The organism is Streptomyces sp. NPDC047706 (genome assembly GCF_043204795.1).
In the GTDB taxonomy this organism is placed as follows: Bacteria; Actinomycetota; Actinomycetes; order Streptomycetales; family Streptomycetaceae; genus Streptomyces.
Window position 1 is genome coordinate 164229 of record NZ_JBIDCW010000006.1, and the last position, 17989, is coordinate 182217.

At 70.8% G+C, this 17989-nt stretch carries 14 protein-coding genes and 5 tRNA genes; 7 read left to right on the forward strand and 12 right to left on the reverse strand.

Going from position 1 to position 17989, the window contains the following annotated elements:
- Window positions 1–81 precede the first annotated feature (81 nt).
- Both leuD and leuC read right to left on the reverse strand, forming a co-directional pair.
- Window positions 82–675 carry a 3-isopropylmalate dehydratase small subunit gene (leuD, locus tag ACGF8A_RS09510; protein ID WP_393105985.1) on the reverse strand — a complete coding sequence of 198 codons (594 nt, stop codon included), beginning with the start codon at window positions 673–675 and terminating at the stop codon, window positions 82–84.
- 5 nt (window positions 676–680) lie between these two features.
- The gene (leuC, locus tag ACGF8A_RS09515; RefSeq protein ID WP_393105987.1) at window positions 681–2111 is read right to left on the reverse strand and encodes a 3-isopropylmalate dehydratase large subunit; all 1431 of its coding nucleotides are present in this window, start codon (window positions 2109–2111) and stop codon (window positions 681–683) included.
- Window positions 2112–2313: 202 nt separating this feature from the next.
- Between leuC and ndgR the strand changes: the two genes are divergently transcribed.
- Window positions 2314–3030, forward strand: a complete 717-nt coding sequence (gene ndgR, locus ACGF8A_RS09520; protein ID WP_393105989.1) for an IclR family transcriptional regulator NdgR — start codon at window positions 2314–2316, stop codon at window positions 3028–3030.
- 138 nt (window positions 3031–3168) lie between these two features.
- Here ndgR and ACGF8A_RS09525 read toward each other — a convergent pair whose 3' ends face one another.
- Window positions 3169–3651, reverse strand: coding sequence for a DUF4188 domain-containing protein (locus ACGF8A_RS09525; protein WP_393105991.1), 483 nt, complete (start codon window positions 3649–3651; stop codon window positions 3169–3171).
- 130 nt (window positions 3652–3781) lie between these two features.
- Between ACGF8A_RS09525 and ACGF8A_RS09530 the strand changes: the two genes are divergently transcribed.
- A complete protein-coding gene (locus tag ACGF8A_RS09530; protein WP_393105993.1) occupies window positions 3782–4429 on the forward strand; it encodes a MerR family transcriptional regulator in 648 nt (215 codons plus the stop codon).
- A 44-nt stretch (window positions 4430–4473) separates the two neighbouring features.
- Here ACGF8A_RS09530 and ACGF8A_RS09535 read toward each other — a convergent pair.
- The 9 genes from ACGF8A_RS09535 to ACGF8A_RS09575 all read right to left on the reverse strand — a co-directional run bounded on the left by ACGF8A_RS09535 (window position 4474) and on the right by ACGF8A_RS09575 (window position 8479).
- Window positions 4474–4546, reverse strand: a tRNA-Glu gene (locus ACGF8A_RS09535).
- 28 nt (window positions 4547–4574) lie between these two features.
- Window positions 4575–4646, reverse strand: a tRNA-Gln gene (locus ACGF8A_RS09540).
- A gap of 20 nt (window positions 4647–4666) precedes the next feature.
- Window positions 4667–4739: transfer RNA gene (locus ACGF8A_RS09545), tRNA-Glu, on the reverse strand.
- Between the two features lie 62 nt (window positions 4740–4801).
- Window positions 4802–4874, reverse strand: a tRNA-Glu gene (locus tag ACGF8A_RS09550).
- Between the two features lie 21 nt (window positions 4875–4895).
- Window positions 4896–4967 (reverse strand) — tRNA-Gln (locus ACGF8A_RS09555).
- Between the two features lie 92 nt (window positions 4968–5059).
- Window positions 5060–5791: an HAD family hydrolase gene (locus ACGF8A_RS09560; protein ID WP_393105995.1), complete on the reverse strand. Its 732-nt coding sequence runs from the start codon at window positions 5789–5791 to the stop codon at window positions 5060–5062.
- 91 nt (window positions 5792–5882) lie between these two features.
- On the reverse strand, window positions 5883–7406 hold the full coding sequence (gene gltX, locus ACGF8A_RS09565; protein WP_393105997.1) for a glutamate--tRNA ligase: 1524 nt from the start codon (window positions 7404–7406) through the stop codon (window positions 5883–5885).
- Window positions 7399–8175 (reverse strand): fumarylacetoacetate hydrolase family protein, encoded by a 777-nt coding sequence (locus ACGF8A_RS09570; protein WP_393105999.1) that lies wholly within the window; start codon window positions 8173–8175, stop codon window positions 7399–7401. Before ACGF8A_RS09570 ends, gltX begins: the two co-directional genes overlap by 8 nt.
- A 115-nt stretch (window positions 8176–8290) precedes the next feature.
- On the reverse strand, window positions 8291–8479 hold the full coding sequence (locus tag ACGF8A_RS09575) for a hypothetical protein (protein WP_393106001.1): 189 nt from the start codon (window positions 8477–8479) through the stop codon (window positions 8291–8293).
- Window positions 8480–9069: 590 nt separating this feature from the next.
- Here ACGF8A_RS09575 and ACGF8A_RS09580 point away from each other — a divergent pair.
- The 5 genes from ACGF8A_RS09580 (at window position 9070) to ACGF8A_RS09600 (ending at window position 17982) form a co-directional block, all read left to right on the forward strand.
- A complete protein-coding gene (locus ACGF8A_RS09580) occupies window positions 9070–12873 on the forward strand; it encodes a nitrate- and nitrite sensing domain-containing protein (RefSeq protein WP_393106003.1) in 3804 nt (1267 codons plus the stop codon).
- 9 nt (window positions 12874–12882) lie between these two features.
- Window positions 12883–13296 (forward strand): roadblock/LC7 domain-containing protein, encoded by a 414-nt coding sequence (locus ACGF8A_RS09585; protein ID WP_003973453.1) that lies wholly within the window; start codon window positions 12883–12885, stop codon window positions 13294–13296.
- Window positions 13297–13407: 111 nt separating this feature from the next.
- Window positions 13408–13806, forward strand: a complete 399-nt coding sequence (locus tag ACGF8A_RS09590; RefSeq protein WP_385378991.1) for a DUF742 domain-containing protein — start codon at window positions 13408–13410, stop codon at window positions 13804–13806.
- Entirely contained in the window at window positions 13787–14362 is a 576-nt protein-coding gene (locus tag ACGF8A_RS09595) for an ATP/GTP-binding protein (RefSeq protein ID WP_189700870.1), read from the forward strand. Before ACGF8A_RS09590 ends, ACGF8A_RS09595 begins: the two co-directional genes overlap by 20 nt.
- A gap of 389 nt (window positions 14363–14751) precedes the next feature.
- Complete coding sequence (locus ACGF8A_RS09600; RefSeq protein WP_393106006.1) at window positions 14752–17982, forward strand: nitrate- and nitrite sensing domain-containing protein; 3231 nt, start codon at window positions 14752–14754, stop codon at window positions 17980–17982.
- The last annotated feature ends 7 nt before the right edge of the window (window positions 17983–17989 follow it).

Here is a 17989-nt window from a genome sequence, read left to right on the forward strand (position 1 = left end):
GGCTGTACCCCCGATCGGGCCGATCGGGGGTACAGCCAGGTGTGGGGTGGCCGAAAGTCGACCGCCGCGAGGGCCGAAGGTTCAGACCTTCAGGGTGCGCGGCTTGTAGGCGGGCCGCCCCGCCTCGTACGTGGCGATGTCGTCCTCGTTCCGCAGCGTGATGGAGATGTCGTCCAGCCCGTTCAGCAGCCGCCAGCGGGAGTTCTCGTCCAGCTCGAAGGAGGCGGTGACGCCCTCCGCCCGCACCTCGCGCGCGACCAGGTCGACGGTCACCTCGGCCTGCGGCTCGCGCTCGGTGAGCTCCCACAGCGCGTCCACGACCTTCTGCTCCAGCACCACCGTGAGCAGGCCGTTCTTCAGCGAGTTGCCGCGGAAGATGTCGGCGAAGCGGGAGGAGATCACGGCCTTGAGGCCGTAGTTCTGCAGCGCCCAGACGGCGTGCTCACGGGAGGATCCGGTGCCGAAGTCGGGGCCGGCGACCAGCACGGTCGCGCCCTGCCGCTCGGGCCGGTTGAGCACGAACTCGGGGTCCTTGCGCCAGGCCTCGAACAGCCCGTCCTCGAACCCGTCCCGGGTCACCTTCTTGAGCCAGTGGGCGGGGATGATCTGGTCGGTGTCGACGTTGCTGCGGCGCAGCGGGACGGCCCGGCCGGTGTGCGTGGTGAATGCTTCCATGATCCTCAGACTCCAGCGGGCGTACGGGTCTCGGCGTGGGACAGGTCGGCCGGGGAGGCGAGGTGCCCCAGGACCGCCGTCGCGGCGGCGACCTGCGGCGACACCAGATGCGTACGGCCACCCTTGCCCTGCCTGCCCTCGAAGTTGCGGTTGGAGGTGGACGCGGAGCGCTCACCGGGAGCCAGCTGGTCCGGGTTCATGCCCAGGCACATGGAGCAGCCCGCGTGCCGCCATTCGGCGCCGGCCTCCTTGAAGACGACGTCCAGACCCTCGGAGACGGCCTGCAGGCCCACCCGCGCGGAGCCCGGCACGACCAGCATCCGTACGCCGTCGGCGACTTTGCGGCCCCGCAGCAGGTCCGCGGCGGCGCGCAGGTCCTCGATGCGGCCGTTGGTGCAGGAGCCTACGAAGACGGTGTCCACCCTGATGGACCGCAGCGGCTGTCCGGCCTCCAACCCCATGTATTCCAGGGCCTTTTCGGCGGCGAAGCGCTCCGAAGCGTCTTCGTACGAAGCAGGGTCGGGGACGGACGCCGAAAGCGGCGCGCCCTGGCCGGGGTTGGTGCCCCAGGTGACGAACGGCGACAGCGCGGCGGCGTCGATGACGACCTCGGCGTCGAACTCGGCGTCGTCGTCCGTCCTCAGCGTCTTCCAGTACGCGACGGCGGCGTCCCAGTCCTCGCCCTCGGGGGCGTGCGGACGGCCCTGGAGATAGGCGAACGTGGTCTCGTCGGGGGCGATCATGCCCGCCCGGGCGCCGGCCTCGATCGACATGTTGCAGATGGTCATCCGGGCCTCCATCGAGAGCTTCTCGATGGCCGAGCCGCGGTACTCCAGGACGTAGCCCTGGCCGCCGCCGGTGCCGATCCGGGCGATGATCGCCAGGATCAGGTCCTTGGCCGTGACGCCCTCGGGCAGCTCACCGTCGACCGTGATCGCCATGGTCCTCGGGCGGGCCATGGGCAGCGTCTGGGTGGCCAGCACGTGCTCGACCTGCGAGGTGCCGATGCCGAACGCCAGCGCGCCGAAGGCGCCGTGCGTGGAGGTGTGCGAGTCGCCGCAGACCACCGTGGTGCCGGGCTGGGTCAGGCCCAGCTGGGGGCCCACGACGTGGACGACGCCCTGCTCGACGTCGCCGAGCGGGTGCAGGCGCACGCCGAAGTCGGCGCAGTTCTTGCGCAGCGTCTCCAGCTGGGCGCGGGAGACGGGGTCGGCGATGGGCTTGTCGATGTCGAGGGTGGGGGTGTTGTGGTCCTCGGTCGCGATGGTCAGGTCGAGACGGCGCACCGTACGGCCGCCCTTGCGAAGGCCGTCGAAGGCCTGCGGGCTGGTCACCTCGTGCAGCAGGTGCAGATCGATGTAGAGGAGGTCGGGCTCGCCCTCGGCGCGCCGGACGACATGGTCGTCCCAGACCTTCTCCGCGAGTGTCCTACCCATCGCTTTCCCTCCGGCCTGCACATAAGGTGTGCCGACCCAACTAGAGATCTTGAGGAGCGGCAATCGGCGCACCGGATTTCCGGGCGTCGGCCGCCAGGCCCTTTTCATGCACCGGGCCGCTGTGACTTCGTGACATCAAGGGTGGCGCGTTCCACCGAAAATTGAACTTGCGTTTCACAGAGTGAGACGCGAGTATCGTTGCATGGACAACAGTAGCGGCGTCGGCGTTCTGGACAAGGCGGCACTCGTCCTGAGCGCTCTGGAGTCCGGTCCGGCCACCCTCGCGGGTCTGGTCACGGCCACCGGACTGGCACGACCCACGGCCCACCGCCTGGCCGTGGCTCTGGAACACCACCGCATGGTGGCGCGGGACATGCAGGGCAGGTTCATTCTCGGCCCGCGCCTGGCCGAGCTGGCCGCGGCCGCCGGCGAGGACCGCCTCCTGGCCACCGCCGGGCCGGTGCTCACCCACCTCCGTGACGTCACGGGCGAGAGCGCGCAGCTCTACCGCCGCCAGGGCGACATGCGCATCTGCGTCGCCGCCGCGGAACGCCTGTCCGGACTGCGGGACACCGTCCCGGTCGGCTCGACGCTCACGATGAAGGCGGGCTCCTCGGCCCAGATCCTCATGGCCTGGGAGGAGCCGGAGCGCCTGCACCGCGGCCTGCAGGGAGCCCGCTTCACGGCGACGGCGCTGTCCGGCGTACGGCGCCGGGGCTGGGCCCAGTCCATCGGCGAGCGGGAGCCGGGCGTCGCGTCCGTCTCCGCGCCCGTGCGCGGCCCCTCGAACCGCGTGGTGGCCGCCGTCTCGGTCTCCGGCCCGATCGAGCGCCTGAGCCGCCACCCCGGCCGGATGCACGCCCAGGCGGTCATCGACGCCGCGTCCCGCCTCTCCGAGGCGCTGCGCCGCACCGGCTGACCCCCGCCACACGCGGCCCATGGGGGCCGCGTGGCGCACCGGAGCGCACGAAGACGCCCCGGGGGCCGGCCTCGACGCCGCGGCAAGGCCCCCGGGGCGCACGGTGCATCCGTGCCTCCATCGATCTTCCGGCGCCGCTCAGACCGCCCGGAGCCGCTCCGCCGCCCGCTCGCCGCGTCGCCCGACCGGCACCACCCCGGTGGCCCGCCCAAGCCCGAAGGCGGGCATGTTCACGTACACCGACTCGTAGCCGCCGGCCGGCACGGCGTACGTCTCGTGCCAGAAGCCGACCTTGTCCTTCCCCTCGCGGATCCGCCGGTTGAACGCCGCCCAGGCGGGCCGGTGCTCCTTGTCCGCGGCCGAGGCGTACGCGAAGAGCTTCTCGGTCGACTCCCAGTACTGCACCACGTACAGCACCCGTGGCCCCAGCAGCGTCTGCGCGCCGAGCATCCCCCGCTCCCGCTCCCGCGACAGCTCCCGCAGCATGCGTGGCATGGCCCGCACCACCGGCAGCCAACTGCGCACCGCCACAAGGCTGTTGAAGCGCATTCCGATCAGGAACACCACGACGTCCCCGTGCGCGTCCGCGGTCGTGCGCCCCGCGATCGGCTTGTCACCCATGACGAAACCCACCTTCCCCCCACAGTCGGTCCTTGTGGAGCAACGATTGGATAGTGCCGCTATCCATGATTGGATAGTGACACTCTCCAACGTGGGACGCAAGGGGAACGAGCAAGGGAGTCGCACGGCCATGAGGCTGTCGGAGCTGAGCAGGCAGAGCGGCGTCGCCACCGCCACCGTGAAGTTCTATCTGCGCGAGGGACTGCTGCCGCCCGGCCGCCGGATCACCGCCACCCAGGCCGAGTACGGCGAGGAGCACCTGCGCCGACTGCGTCTGGTACGGGCACTGATCCAGGTCGGCGGGGTCTCCGTGGCCTCCGCCCGTGAGGTCCTCACCGCACTGGACAACGACCTGCTGGATCACAACGAGCGCCTGGGCACCGCCGTCTGGGCCCTGCCCCACGGCAGGCCCGCCGACGCCGGCGACCCCGCGACCGGAACGGCCCGGCAGCGCGCCGACCGCCTCCTCGAACTGCTCGGCTGGGGTTACGGTCCCGCCGACGACGTGAGACCCCCCGCGTACGGGATGCTGGTCAACGCCATCGCCACGCTGGAGCGGCTCGGATATCCCTGCGCCGTCGAGGACTTGGAGCCGTACGCCCACGCCATGGGACGGCTCGCCGTCCACGATCTGGATCTGGTGGAGCGCTACGGGGGGACGGCGGACGAGCAGGTGGAGGCGGCGGTGGCGCTCACGGTGCTGTACGAACCGGTGCTGCTCGCGCTGCGCAGGCTGGCGGAGGCGGAGGAGTCACGCCGCAGGTTCGGCACGCAGTGATCACACATCGAGGGGCCCCACCGCGGTGGGGCCCCTCGATCGCGTACCCCCGACCGGATTCGAACCGGCGCTACCGCCTTGAGAGGGCGGCGTGCTAGGCCGCTACACAACGGGGGCGTGGACACTGCGTTTCCGCAGGTCCGAGCTGGTCTACCTGGACTCGAACCAAGACTAACTGAACCAGAATCAGTCGTGCTGCCAATTACACCATAGACCAATGTGGTTTAGACCAGTGAGTACCCCCGACCGGATTCGAACCGGCGCTACCGCCTTGAGAGGGCGGCGTGCTAGGCCGCTACACAACGGGGGCCCTAGCGATCCTGCATCAAGGTCGGTGGGAGCTACCCGAGCCGTCCTCGCGGGAAGGATCTGTACCCCCGACCGGATTCGAACCGGCGCTACCGCCTTGAGAGGGCGGCGTGCTAGGCCGCTACACAACGGGGGCTTTGCAGATGAGCTCTGCGAGCTGGCCTACCTGGACTCGAACCAAGACTAACTGAACCAGAATCAGTCGTGCTGCCAATTACACCATAGGCCACTGGAACGCAAGCCCCTGAAGGGGATCTTGTTCTAGTACGCTCCCCCGGATTCCGGCCTTTCGGCCCGCTCCCCGGCGGCGCAGGAAGAACATTACCTGAAGGTGGACGGGGCTCCAAAACGAGTATCAGCGCCGAGGATCGCGGGGAGTTCGGCGAGCGAGGCGATCCGGTGCGGGCCGGCGGGGACGCCGTCCCAGGTGTACGCGCCGCTGCGATCGATCCACACGGACACCAGTCCGGCGTCGGCGGCACCGCGCCAGTCGATCTCCGGGTGATCGCCGACGTACGCGACGAGGTGCGGCGGGAGGTCCAGTGCCTCGCACACCGCGAGGAAGGCGCCGGCCTCCGGCTTGGAGACGCCGATCTCGGCGGCGCACAGGATGGCCTCGAAGCGGTCGTGGACGCCGAGCACGCGCAGCTTGCGGTCCTGGACGTGCAGGCTGGAGTTGGACAGCACCGCGTGCCGGTGGCTGGCGGCGAGGCTGTCCAGGACGGGCAGCACGTCCGGGAAGAGCGCCCAGGCGGCCTCGTAGTGGCCGAGATACCGCTCGAACCAGGCCTCCGCCTCGGCGTCGGTCAGCTCCCGGCCGAGGAACACGCGCACCCGGTCCCGCCGCTGCTCCTCGAAGGACACCTCACCGGCCGCGAACCGCGCCCACTGGCTGTCGGTGACCGCCCGCCACTGCGCGAGGGCCTGCTCGGCGCTCCCGTACGCGTCGAGCAGGCCCTCGGCCGCCAGATGCGCGTGCATGCCCGCGCGATCCGCGGTCGTGTAGTCGAACAGGGTGTCGTCGACGTCCCAGACCACGGCCCGAATGCTCATGGTGCGACGGTAACCCGGCGGCCACGGGTGGCGGGCGGGTACGGCGAAAGGGCGGCATCCGCTGCCGGATACCGCCCTGCGTGTGTGCGCGCTACGCCGCCAGCCTCGCCAGTGCCGCGTCGACGCGGGCCAGGGTCCTGTCCTTGCCCAGGATCTCCAGGGACTCGAAGAGCGGCAGGCCGACCGTGCGGCCGGTGACGGCGACACGGACCGGGGCCTGCGCCTTGCCGAGCTTGAGCCCGTGGGCCTCGCCCGCCTCCAGGACGGCCGTCTTCAGGGACTCGGGGCTGTTCCAGTCGGCCGCCTCGAGCTTCTCGCGGGCGGTGCGCAGCAGGGCGTCGGAGCCCTCCTTCATGGCCTTGGTCCAGCTGGCCTCGTCGAAGACCGGCTCCGCCAGGAACAGGAAGTCGACGTTGTCGGTGATCTCGGACATGACCTTCAGACGGGTCTGCGCGTGCGGCGCGACCGCCTGCCACCTGACCTCGTCGAAGGCCTCCGGGGCCCAGGGCGCGAACGGGGCCTGCAGCCAGGGGCGACAGCGCTCCGTGAAGTCCTTCACGTCCAGCAGGCGGATGTGGTCGCCGTTGATCGCCTCGCACTTCTTGAGGTCGAAGCGGGCCGGGTTGGGGTTCACGTCGGCCACGTCGAAGGCCGCGACCATCTCGTCCATCGTGAAGATGTCCTGGTCGGCCGAGAGCGACCAGCCCAGGAGGGAGAGGTAGTTGAGCAGGCCCTCCGGGAGGAAGCCACGCTCGCGGTAGAGGTTGAGCGACGACTGCGGGTCACGCTTGGAGAGCTTCTTGTTGCCCTCGCCCATCACGTACGGCAGGTGGCCGAACTGCGGGGTCCGCTTGGCGAGGCCCAGCTCGGTCAGCGCCTTGTACAGGGCGATCTGGCGGGGCGTGGAGGAGAGCAGGTCCTCGCCGCGCAGGACGTGGGTGATCTCCATCAGAGCGTCGTCGACCGGGTTGACCAGCGTGTAGAGGGGGGCGCCGTTGGCGCGGACGATGCCGTAGTCCGGGACGTTCTCCGGGGTGAACGTCAGCTCGCCGCGGACCAGGTCCGTGAAGGTGATCGTCTCGTCGGGCATGCGGAAGCGGACGATCGGCGCACGGCCCTGGGCCTTGTACTCCCCGACCTGCGCGGCGGTCAGCTCGCGGCAGTGGCCGTCGTAGCCGGAGGGCCTGCCGGCGGCGCGGGCGGCCTCGCGGCGGGTGTCCAGCTCCTCCTGGGAGCAGTAGCAGCGGTAGGCGTGGCCGGCGTCCAGCAGCCTGGCCGCGACGTCCTTGTACACGTCCATGCGCTGCGACTGGCGGTACGGCGCGTGCGGGCCGCCGATCTCGGGGCCCTCGTCCCAGTCGAAGCCGAGCCAGCGCATCGCGTCGAGCAGCTGCTCGTAGGACTCCTCGGAGTCGCGGGCCGCGTCGGTGTCCTCGATGCGGAAGACCAGGGTGCCGCCGTGGTGCCGGGCGAACGCCCAGTTGAACAGGGCGGTGCGGACCAGGCCCACGTGCGGGTTACCGGTGGGCGAGGGGCAGAAACGGACGCGTGGGGGTACCCCCTGTCCGAGCGGAGCCGAGGACTTGGGGGAGGGGGAGCCGGGTGCGCTAGCCACGCTTGACAACCTTGTTGGTGAGAGTGCCGATGCCTTCGATGCTGACGGAGACCTCGTCGCCGACAGCGAGGGGGCCGACCCCCGCGGGGGTGCCCGTGAGGATCACGTCGCCGGGGAGCAGCGTCATGGCCTCGGAGATGTTGACGATCAGATCCTCGATCGGGTGGATCATCTCGCTGGTGCGGCCGAGCTGGCGTTGCTGTCCGTTGACGGTCAGCTGGATGGTCAGGTCGGCGGGGTCCAGGTCGGTCTCCACCCAGGGGCCGAGGGGGCAGGCGGTGTCGAAGCCCTTGGCACGGGCCCACTGCTTCTCGCGCCGCTGGACGTCACGGGCGGTGACGTCGTTGGCGCAGGTGTAGCCGAGGATGACGTCCTTGACGCGCTCGCGCGGGACTTCGCGGCACAGGCGGCCGATGACGACGGCCAGCTCCGCCTCGTGGTGGAGTTCCTCGGAGAAGGAGGGGTACTGGATCTCGTCGCCGGAGCCGATCACCGAGGTGGACGGCTTGAAGAAGGCGAATGGCGCGTCGGGCACCTCGTTGCCCAGCTCACGCGCGTGCTCCGCGTAGTTGCGGCCGAAGGCCACGACCTTGTTGGGCAGGACCGGCGGCAGCAGCCGTACCTTGCTCAGCGGCACCTTGGTGCCGGAGAGCTCGAAGTCCGCGAACGGGATGCCCTTGATGATGTCGAGGACGAGCTCGTCCGGCTTGCCGCCCTCGACCGCGCCGAAGGCGACGTTCCCGTCGATGGAGAACCTGGCGATGCGCACGGGATCCTTGCGCCCCTTACCTGAACTGGCTGGAGTCTGACGCTCCAGGCTAACGCGGCAAAGGTCAGGCGCCCCGCGCAGCGACGTGCGGGGGCGCCCGATGGCGTGGGCGGGGCTACTCGCCGGCGACGGCGGCGGCCGGTGCGACCATCAGGACCGTGCGCCGGGGGTTCGCGGTCCGGGCCGGGAGGTCGACGGAGTGCTCCGGGAGGTCCAGGGGCGCCAGGTCGTCGGCGTCCTCGAGGTGCGCCAGAGTGGTGCGCCGCGGGTTGGCCGTCATGCGGAACATCGTCGTCGTCTTCACGGTTGTACTGAACCCTGTCGTGTACGGGGCGCGGGAGGCGCCGGTTGGCGGAACGTTGCCTCTTGTAAAGCGTCAGGCTAAACATCCGATTCCCCGCCGACGGCGGGAAGCCCCCCGAGCTCCGTGTGAGTTTCCTCACGAACACGCGCTCAATTCGGTCAATTCCGGCTGGCATCTCATGCCCACGAAACGGACATTGGGCCCCTGAAGCGCGCATTCCGCTCCTGATCATGGCGACTGGGACACCTGGCGGACTCCGGCGACTCGCTCGGGTATGTCCGCTATAAGGCGGAGCCCCTTCTACATGTCGTGACGTCACCCTCACGTGGTGTCACGGAGGTCACAGCCTGACCAACTGGCCTTGTTGGAGATCCTGCACTGTGCTGGAATTCCACGGACCGCCGCAGGATCGAGCCGGCGCGCAGGGGGCGCGAATCAGCGTCGCTCCTGACGGGTGAGCGGCGAGATAGGGGGAGTCCAGCGCCGGTCACTCACGACCACCCGGGTGCGTATTCAGGGCGCTCCCGACGACGCCGACACCGTCCTTCCGTTCACGCGGAGGGGCGCCTGGTCCAGAGGTTGCGACGCTAGTGCAGGGACGTTTCAAGAGGGATGGCAGTGCTTCGGCGGAGCCGGAGCCGCATGGCGGGACCGACCGCGGTTCCTCGCCCCAGCACGCCCAGGGCCCGGCCCCGTCCGGTGACGGCGGTCCGCGCTCCGGGCGACCCGGCGCGTCCACGGCCTCCGGGCGCCCCGGCGCCCCGGCGTCCACGGGCTCCACGGGCTCCGCGGCCTCCGCTCCGGCGGTGAGGCCGCCGCAGGGCGCGACGGGTCCAGGGCCGCGAATAGCGCTGCGCAACTGGCGCATCTCGACCCGACTGGTGGCTCTGCTCACGCTCCCGGTGGTCGCGGCCACCTCGCTCGGCGCGCTGCGCATCAGCCAGTCCATGGACGACATCGAGCAGCTCGACAACATGAAGCTGCTCACCGAGATGACCAAGCAGGCCACCGAGCTGGCCGCCGCGCTCCAGGAGGAGCGCGACCAGTCCGCCGGCCCGCTGGCGCACGGCTCGACCGCCAGCGCGATCACGGTCAAGGGGTTCCAGGACAAGACGGACCGGGCGCTGGACAACTTCCTCGCCGCGTCCGAGGAGGTCGACTCCGCCAGCAAGGAGGGCAACCTCCAGGGCGTGCGCGACAGCCTCGTCGGTCTGGCCCGCGACCTGAACAGCCTCAACGAGATCCGCAACAACGCCTACGAGGCCGAGGACAACTCCACGCAGACCGTGGAGGCCTACCACCGCCTCATCACACACCTGCTGGACCTCTCGCAGGACATGGCCGAGGCGACCAGCAACCCGGAGATGATCCAGCGCACCCGCGCCCTGTCCGCGTTCTCCTCCGCCAAGGAGTACGCGTCGATCCAGCGCGCGGTCCTGGCGGCGGCCCTGCCCGCCAACAACAAGACCTTCGGTGACCTCTCCGAGAACGACCGGCTGTACGCCGAGTCGGCGCTGGAGAGCCAGGTCTCCGAGCTGCGCAGCTTCTCCAGCATCTACGGCGACGGTGCCGAGGAGCTGCTCAAGCCCATCGACCAGGGCAACGCGACCATCGAGGCCACCGACAAGTACGCCAGCCGCGCGCTGAGCCGGGAGAACGGTCTGGCCGGCCTGGAGAAGCGGTCGTACCGGGACTGGCTGGACGACAGCTCCACCAAGATCCAGCAGATGAAGAACATCGAGCGCACGCTGCTGGAGGACATGGAGCAGAAGGCGCGCGAGCTGCGCAGCGAGTCGGAGCGCGAAGCGATCATCTCCGGTGTGCTGGTCCTGATCGTGCTCGGCGTCTCGCTGGTCGGCGCCTTCGTGGTGGCCCGCTCCATGATCCGCTCGCTGCGGCGCCTGGAGGACACCGCGACCAAGGTCGCCCAGGAGCGGCTGCCCGAGCTGGTCAAGCAGCTGTCCGAGGCCGACCCGCAGGACGTCGACACGTCCGTGGAGTCGGTCGGTGTGCACTCCCGCGACGAGATCGGCCGGGTGGCCACCGCCTTCGACGACGTGCACCGCGAAGCGGTCCGCCTCGCCGCCGAGCAGGCCCTGCTGCGGGGCAACGTCAACGCGATGTTCACCAACCTCTCGCGCCGCTCCCAGGGTCTGATCCAGCGCCAGCTGTCGCTGATCTCCGAGCTGGAGTCCCGCGAGGCGGACCCGGACCAGCTGGCCTCGCTGTTCAAGCTGGACCACCTCGCCACCCGTATGCGCCGCAACGGCGAGAACCTCCTCGTCCTCGCCGGTGAGGAGCCCGGCCGCCGCTGGACCCGTCCGGTCCCGCTGGTCGACGTGCTCCGCGCCGCCGCGTCCGAGGTGGAGCAGTACGAGCGCATCGAGCTGGCCTCGGTGCCGACCACCGAAGTGGCCGGCCGCGTCGTCAACGACCTCGTGCACCTGCTGGCCGAGCTGCTGGAGAACGCGACCTCGTTCTCCTCGCCGCAGACCAAGGTCAAGGTCACCGGTCACGCGCTGCCCGACGGCCGGGTGCTGATCGAGATCCACGACACCGGCATCGGCCTCTCCCCCGAGGACCTCGCCCAGATCAACGAGCGGCTCGCCTCGCCGCCCACCGTGGACGTCTCCGTCTCCCGCCGCATGGGTCTGTTCGTGGTCGGTCGCCTCTCGCAGCGCCACGGCATCCGCATCCAGCTGCGCCCGTCCGACTCGGGTGGTACGACCGCGCTGGTCATGCTGCCGGTCGACGTGGCCCAGGGCGGCCGCAAGCCGCAGGGCAAGCCCGGTCAGGGCGGCCCCGTCGGCACGGGCGGTCCGGCAGCGGCGCAGGCCGCCGCCGGTGCGGCCGCGGCTCGCCGTGGCAACGGCTCCTCGCTGGGCGCGGGTGCGCCGGGCGGCGGTGCTCTCGGCGCCGGCGCGTCCGGCGCGTCCGGCGGTGGCCGGCTCGGCGCCGGTCAGGGACCGCGGGCCGAACTGCCGGGCCGCGACCCGGGCGGGGCACACGGGCAGCAGCCTCCCCCGGCCCCGCAGCAGGGGCGGCCGGGCGCCGGTGCGGGCAACGCCCAGACGCCGGTTCCCGCGCAGGGCCAGGAGGCCCGCGGCCCCGTGGCGCCGCAGCGCGGCAGCGGGAAGGCCGGCGGCGAGCGCGGCCGGCGCGGCCGTCAGCCGCAGCTCCCGCCGCGTGGTGGAGCACGGGCCGAACTGCCGGGCGGCAACGAGCAGCAACGCCCGAGCTGGAGCGACGGCAACGCCCAGCCGCCGGTGCCGCGTGCCGCGCTGGACACCCCGCGCGGCCACGACGAGCAGCGGGACCCGTCCCAGACGGCCCCGATGCCGAGGATCGACGACCGCAACGGTCCGGGCGCGACCGCGGAGATCCCGGCGGTTCCCCGCAGGGAGGACCGTCAGAACCCCGCCGGCCCGGCCGACTTCCCGCACTCCGGCGCGAACGCCCCGCAGGGCGGTGGCCAGTTCGTCCGCCAGGACGTCTTCGGCGCCCCCGGCAACCCGAGCAACCCCTCCGGCACGGGCCAGTTCGCCGCACCGCAGCAGGCGTACGACAACGGCTCCACGGGTCAGTACCCCGCACCGCAGCAGCGGCAGGACAACGGCGCGAACGGCCAGTACGCGGCGCCGCAGGGCTACGACAACGCCTCCACGGGTCAGTTCCCGGCAGCGTCGGGCTACGACAACGGGGCTACCGGCCAGTACGGGTACGACGGCTCGTCCACCGGGCAGCACGCGCTGCCCGGCCACCAGAACCCCTCGGGCACCGGCCAGTTCGAGCGGCCGCAGGGTGACTTCGGTGGCCAGCGGCCGCCTGCCCCGCAGCGTCCGCAGCGGCCCGCCCGCCAGGAGCCGGAGGCGCTGCCGCCGGCCTCGGGTCCCGGTGACGGACGTACGCCGCTGTACGACACGCTGGAGACGAACTGGTTCCACGGCCAGGCAGGTCAGCCGGGCCAGCCGGCTCAGCAGGGTCAGGCGGGCCCGCAGGGCCGGCCCGGTCAGCAGTCCCAGCCGGGCCCGGCCCAGCGTCCGCAGGGCAACGGCCCGGCGCCGGCCCCGCAGGGCCCCTCGGCCCCCCAGCGTCCCGCCGCCGCATGGCGCAGCTCGCCGAACGACGACCTCGTCCGGCAGGCAGAGCGTGTGCGGCAGCCGGCCGCGGGCGGTGTCACCACCTCCGGCCTGCCGCGCCGGGTGCCCCGGGCGAACCTCGTCCCGGGCACGGCACAGCAGCAGCCGCACCAGAGCGGTCCGCAGGTCTCGCGCGCCCCACAGGACGTGCGTGGCCGGCTGACCAACCTCCGTCGGGGTATCGCACAGGGCCGTCAGGCCGGGTCCGGCCAGACGGGCAGTTTCCCGAGCCCCACTCACCAGCAGGAGCGTTAGTTGAGTCCGATGAGCCAGGCGGCACAGAACCTGAACTGGTTGATCACCAACTTCGTGGACAACACCCCCGGGGTGTCCCACACCGTCGTCGTGTCCGCCGACGGTCTCCTCCTGGCCATGTCGGAGGGATTTCCGCGCGACCGCGCCGACCAGCTCGCGGCGGTCGCGTCGGGACTCACCTCACTGACGGCCGGGGCGTCCCGGATCTTCGAGGGCGGCAACGTGGCGCAGACCGTCGTGGAGATGGAACGGGGATTTCTCTTCCTCATGTCCGTCTCGGACGGCTCGTCCCTCGCCGTTCTCGCGCACCCCGAGTGCGACATCGGCCTCGTCGGCTACGAGATGGCGCTGCTGGTGGACCGTGCGGGAGCGGTGCTCACGCCGGACCTCCGCGCCGAACTGCAAGGAAGTCTGCTCCACTAACGCCCCCGGATCCACCCGTCTCACCAAATCACCGTCCGGCCGACACAATCCCCCCACCGGCCCCCGTCAGACGGCACGACTGACCAACTTGCTGTCCCGCCCGGAGGATTCATGACCCCGCCCACCGCCTCTCATGATCCGTACACAGATCCGTACGGGGACGAGGGCGACCAGCCGCTGGTCCGTCCTTACGCGATGACCGGCGGCCGGACCCGGCCGCGCTATCAGCTCGCCCTCGAGGCGCTGATCAGCACCACGGCCGACCCGGCAGCGCTCATGGGGCTGCTCCCGGAGCACCAGCGCATCTGCCACCTGTGCCGTGAGGTGAAGTCGGTCGCCGAGGTCTCGGCGCTGCTCGCCATGCCGCTCGGGGTGGCCCGGATCCTCGTCGCCGACCTCGCCGAGGCCGGACTCGTCGCCGTCCACCAGCCGGGCGGCGACGAGAGCAACGGCGGTGCGCCCGACGTGACACTGCTCGAAAGGGTGCTCAGTGGCCTTCGCAAGCTCTGAACCGAGAGGTGCCACCACCTCCGCCAAGATCGTGGTGGCCGGTGGCTTCGGCGTGGGCAAGACCACGTTCGTCGGCGCCGTCTCGGAGATCAACCCGCTGCGCACGGAGGCCGTCATGACCTCCGCGAGCGCGGGCATCGACGACCTCACGCACACCGGGGACAAGACCACCACCACGGTGGCGATGGACTTCGGCCGCATCACGCTGGACCAGGACCTGATCCTGTACCTGTTCGGTACGCCCGGCCAGGACCGCTTCTGGTTCATGTGGGACGACCTGGTGCGCGGCGCCATCGGCGCGGTGGTGCTGGTGGACACCCGCCGGCTGGCGGACTGCTTCCCGGCGGTGGACTACTTCGAGAACAGCGGCCTGCCCTTCGTCGTCGCCCTCAACGGCTTCGACGGACACCAGCCCTACGCGCCGGAAGAGGTCCGCGAGGCGCTCCAGATCGGCCCGGACACGCCGATCATCACCACCGACGCCCGGCACCGGGCCGACGCCAAGTCCGCGCTGATCACGCTGGTGGAGCACGCGTTGATGGCGCGGCTGAAGTAGCACTCAAGTGATCGTCGCCGTACGGCAGTTGCCGTAGGCATCGTCATCATGGCGGCGGAGCCGGCTGTGGCCTTTGACACGGCCGGCTCCGGTGTTCATAACGTTTCGGCAGAGGAATCCAGGAGCACCGCCACGCGTCGCGGTCATGCGGTGTCGCTGCGCGCACGAATGCCCCGTCATTTGACGGGGCTCGCTCTTTTTGACCGTTTTATCTAGGCCTTACCTCCCCCGGAATCCGCGCTTTCCCATGTTTGGAAGAGCGCAGGTCGACGTGCTGGAATGCCTGAACTGCCCAAAGGTCAAAGACGTACTCAGTGGTCGATGGCGAACTGGGCCCTGAGACACTGCGGCACGACGAAGGTGCCCGCCGCCGAGAGGTTGTTGGTCGAGTGAGGCGAAGCAACAAAGGTCCCGAGCCGCCCGCCCGGGGCAACTTCACCCCGCCGCCGCGCGGAGCGGCGCCCGCCCCCGTTGTGCCCGGTTCGGAGCAGGTGGCGACGCCCGTTCCGAGCGGCGGCCGTTTCTCCCCGCGCAACTGGCGTGTGGCGACCCGGCTGAACGCGATCCTGCTCATCCCCGTACTGGTCGGCCTGGTCATGGGCGGTTTCCAGGTGAAGAGCTCGATCGACACCTGGCAGGAGGCCGAGGACGCGGAGAACACCGCGCGTCTGGTCCGGGCGTCCCTGACCTACGCGGACGCCCTCTACAACGAGCGTGACGTCACCGCGGCCCCGCTGCTGCTCGGCCGCGACCAGGCCACGGTCACGCAGGCCCGCAAGAAGACCGACGACGCGGCGGACGCCTTCGACGAGGCCACCCGGAGCATGCCGCAGAAGCCGGGCCTGGAGCGCCGGCTGAGCCTGCTCCGCGAGGCGGAGCCCAAGCTCCAGGCACTGCGCGAGGTCGCCTACACCTCGAAGCTCGACGGTGTGAAGACCGAGGAGGGCTACGTCGAGGTCGCCCACCCGCTGATGGAGTTCGCCAACGAGCTCGGCCTGGGCACCGGAAACGTCACCAGCTACGGCCGGACCGTCTACGCGATCTCCCTGACCAAGGCGGCGCTCTCGCTGGAGCGGTCCATCGGCACCCACCTGCTGGTCAAGCCGGGCCCGAAGGACTCCGACCTGGCCAAGCAGCGCGTGGCGCTCTCCTCGTACGCCTACCTCGAGGGCATCGCCGTCGAGGAGTACATCGGCGGTGGTACCGAGGCCGACGCGCAGAAGCTCGAGGACGCCAAGAAGCAGATCCAGGCGGACGGACAGCAGCAGGCCAAGGAGGCTCTGGCCAAGAACCCGGACTACAAGGCGCCGCCGTCCGACCCGACCGTGATGATCGGGGCCATGGCGGGTCTGACCACGACCGACGCCTCCGCGCGTGAGGCGCTCGCGCAGCAGGGCATCACCGCCGAGAACTGGTGGGCGGTCAACACCCTCAAGTACAACGCGTACCGGACGATCGAGTCGGACCTGGCCGACACCGCGGTGAACGAGGCCGCGAGCATCGCCGACGACGCCAGGCAGGACGCCTTCATCACCGGCGCCATCGTCGTGATCGCCCTGCTCGCCGCGTTCATCCTGGCCGGCATGGTGGCCCGCCAGATGAGCCGCTCCATGCGCCAGCTGCGCAACGCCGCCTTCGGCATCGCCGAACAGCGGCTGCCGATGCTGGTCGACCAGCTCTCGCGCACCGACCCCGGCCGCGTCGACACCCGGGTCTCGCCCATCCCGATCTCCTCCACGGACGAGATCGGCGAGGTCGCCCGGGCCTTCGACCAGGTCCACCGCGAGGCCGTCCGGCTCGCCGCCGAGCAGGCCCTGCTGCGGGGCAACATCAACGCGATCTTCACCAACCTCTCGCGCCGCAACCAGTCGCTGATCGAGGGCCAGCTGACCCTGATCACCGACCTGGAGAACAACGAGGCCGACCCGGACCAGCTGGAGAACCTCTTCCGGCTGGACCACCTGGCCACCCGTATGCGCCGCAACGGCGAGAACCTCCTGGTCCTCGCGGGCGAGGAGCCCGGCCGCCGCTGGGACCAGCCGGTCCCGCTGGTCGACGTGGTGCGCGCCGCCTCCTCCGAGGTGGAGCAGTACGAGCGCATCGAGATATCCGGCGTGCCCGAGGCCGAGATCCACGGCCGTGCCGTGACCGACCTCGTGCACCTGCTGGCCGAGCTGCTGGAGAACGCGACCACGTTCTCCTCCCCGCAGACCAAGGTCCGCGTCACCGCGACCCGGCTGCCCGACGGCCGTGTGATGATCGAGATCCACGACAAGGGCATCGGCCTGACCGCCGAGGACTTCGCGGACATCAACCACAAGCTGGCCAACCCGCCGACCGTGGACGCCGCGATCTCCCAGCGCATGGGCCTGTTCGTGGTCGGCCGGCTGTCCGACCGGCACGGCATCCGCGTCCAGCTGCGCCCCTCCGGCGAGCAGGCCGGCACCACCTCGCTGGTCATGCTCCCCGACGCCATCACCCACGGCGGTGGCGGCGAGCAGGCGCCGGAGCGCGAGGAGTTCACCGTCTCGCAGATCATCCCGGAGCAGCAGTTCCCGGGTGAGAGCTTCAGCCAGCCCATGCGCACGGCAGCCGAGCTCGGCTTCGACGACAGCCGCTACACCGAGGTCCCGGACGACCTCCGTGACCTGGACCCGGTGGGCCGCTCCCTGATGCGTGGGGGGCGCCGTGCGGCCCTGGAGGCCCAGACCCACGGCCAGCCCGGCCAGGAGCACGCCGAGACCCAGGCGTATGGTGACGGCGGCTTCGACGGCGGCCAGGGCTACGACAACGGCGGCCGGCCCTACGACAACGGCCAGAACCCCTACCCCGACCAGGCCCCGGCCTACGGTCAGCAGACGTCGTACCAGGAGCAGACGTCGTACGAGGAGCAGCAGCAGCCGTCGTACGAGGAGCAGTACTACGCGCCGAACGGGATGCCGCAGAGCGATGGTTTCCCGACCAACGGCGGCTATCCGGAACCGGGCTATGCGGAGCCGGTCCAGGAGAAGCACACGCCCGCCGGGTCCGGCTCCTCGGAGACCTTCTCGGCATTCGAAGAGCCGTCCTACCAGGGCGACTGGCAGCAGCGCGACGGCTACCGGAACGGCTACGGCGACCAGTACGCTCCCGAAACGGAATCCGCACAGGCCGCTGACGCGGGTGAGCGGGACCGCGTAGGCTTCGACCGTCAGGGGCCGGGCGGCACCGCTGCGCACGCGCTGACCGACGCCGGCCTTCCCCGCCGGGGGTCCACCGGTGGCGGCCAGGCGACCGGCCGGCCCGACCGGGAGGCGGCTTCCCCCTCGGCGGACGGCGACGCCGACGACAACTGGCGCTCGGCGAACGACGAGCGCTGGCAGCAGGCCTCGCAGCTGCGCAAGCCCAAGGCGGGCGGGGTCACGTCCTCCGGCCTGCCGCGGCGGGTGCCCAAGGCCAATCTGGTCGAGGGCACCGCGGAGTCGACCCCGCAGGGCGGCCCCCAGGTCTCCCGCGCTCCCGAGGACGTCCGGGGCAGGCTGAGCAACCTGCGCCGGGGAGTCCAGCGGGGACGCAGCGCAGGAAGTGAAACGAACGGCCAGGGCTTCGGTCCTGACAGCACCTACAACCAGGAGCGTTAGTGTGAGC

Coding starts and splice junctions, on each gene's coding strand:
- leuD (WP_393105985.1), bottom strand. CDS start 675: ATGGAAGCATTCACCACGCACACCGGCCGGGCCGTCCCGCTGCGCCGC.
- leuC (WP_393105987.1), bottom strand. CDS start 2,111: ATGGGTAGGACACTCGCGGAGAAGGTCTGGGACGACCATGTCGTCCGG.
- ndgR (WP_393105989.1), top strand. CDS start 2,314: ATGGACAACAGTAGCGGCGTCGGCGTTCTGGACAAGGCGGCACTCGTC.
- ACGF8A_RS09525 (WP_393105991.1), bottom strand. CDS start 3,651: ATGGGTGACAAGCCGATCGCGGGGCGCACGACCGCGGACGCGCACGGG.
- ACGF8A_RS09530 (WP_393105993.1), top strand. CDS start 3,782: ATGAGGCTGTCGGAGCTGAGCAGGCAGAGCGGCGTCGCCACCGCCACC.
- ACGF8A_RS09560 (WP_393105995.1), bottom strand. CDS start 5,791: ATGAGCATTCGGGCCGTGGTCTGGGACGTCGACGACACCCTGTTCGAC.
- ACGF8A_RS09585 (WP_003973453.1), top strand. CDS start 12,883: ATGAGCCAGGCGGCACAGAACCTGAACTGGTTGATCACCAACTTCGTG.
- ACGF8A_RS09590 (WP_385378991.1), top strand. CDS start 13,408: ATGACCCCGCCCACCGCCTCTCATGATCCGTACACAGATCCGTACGGG.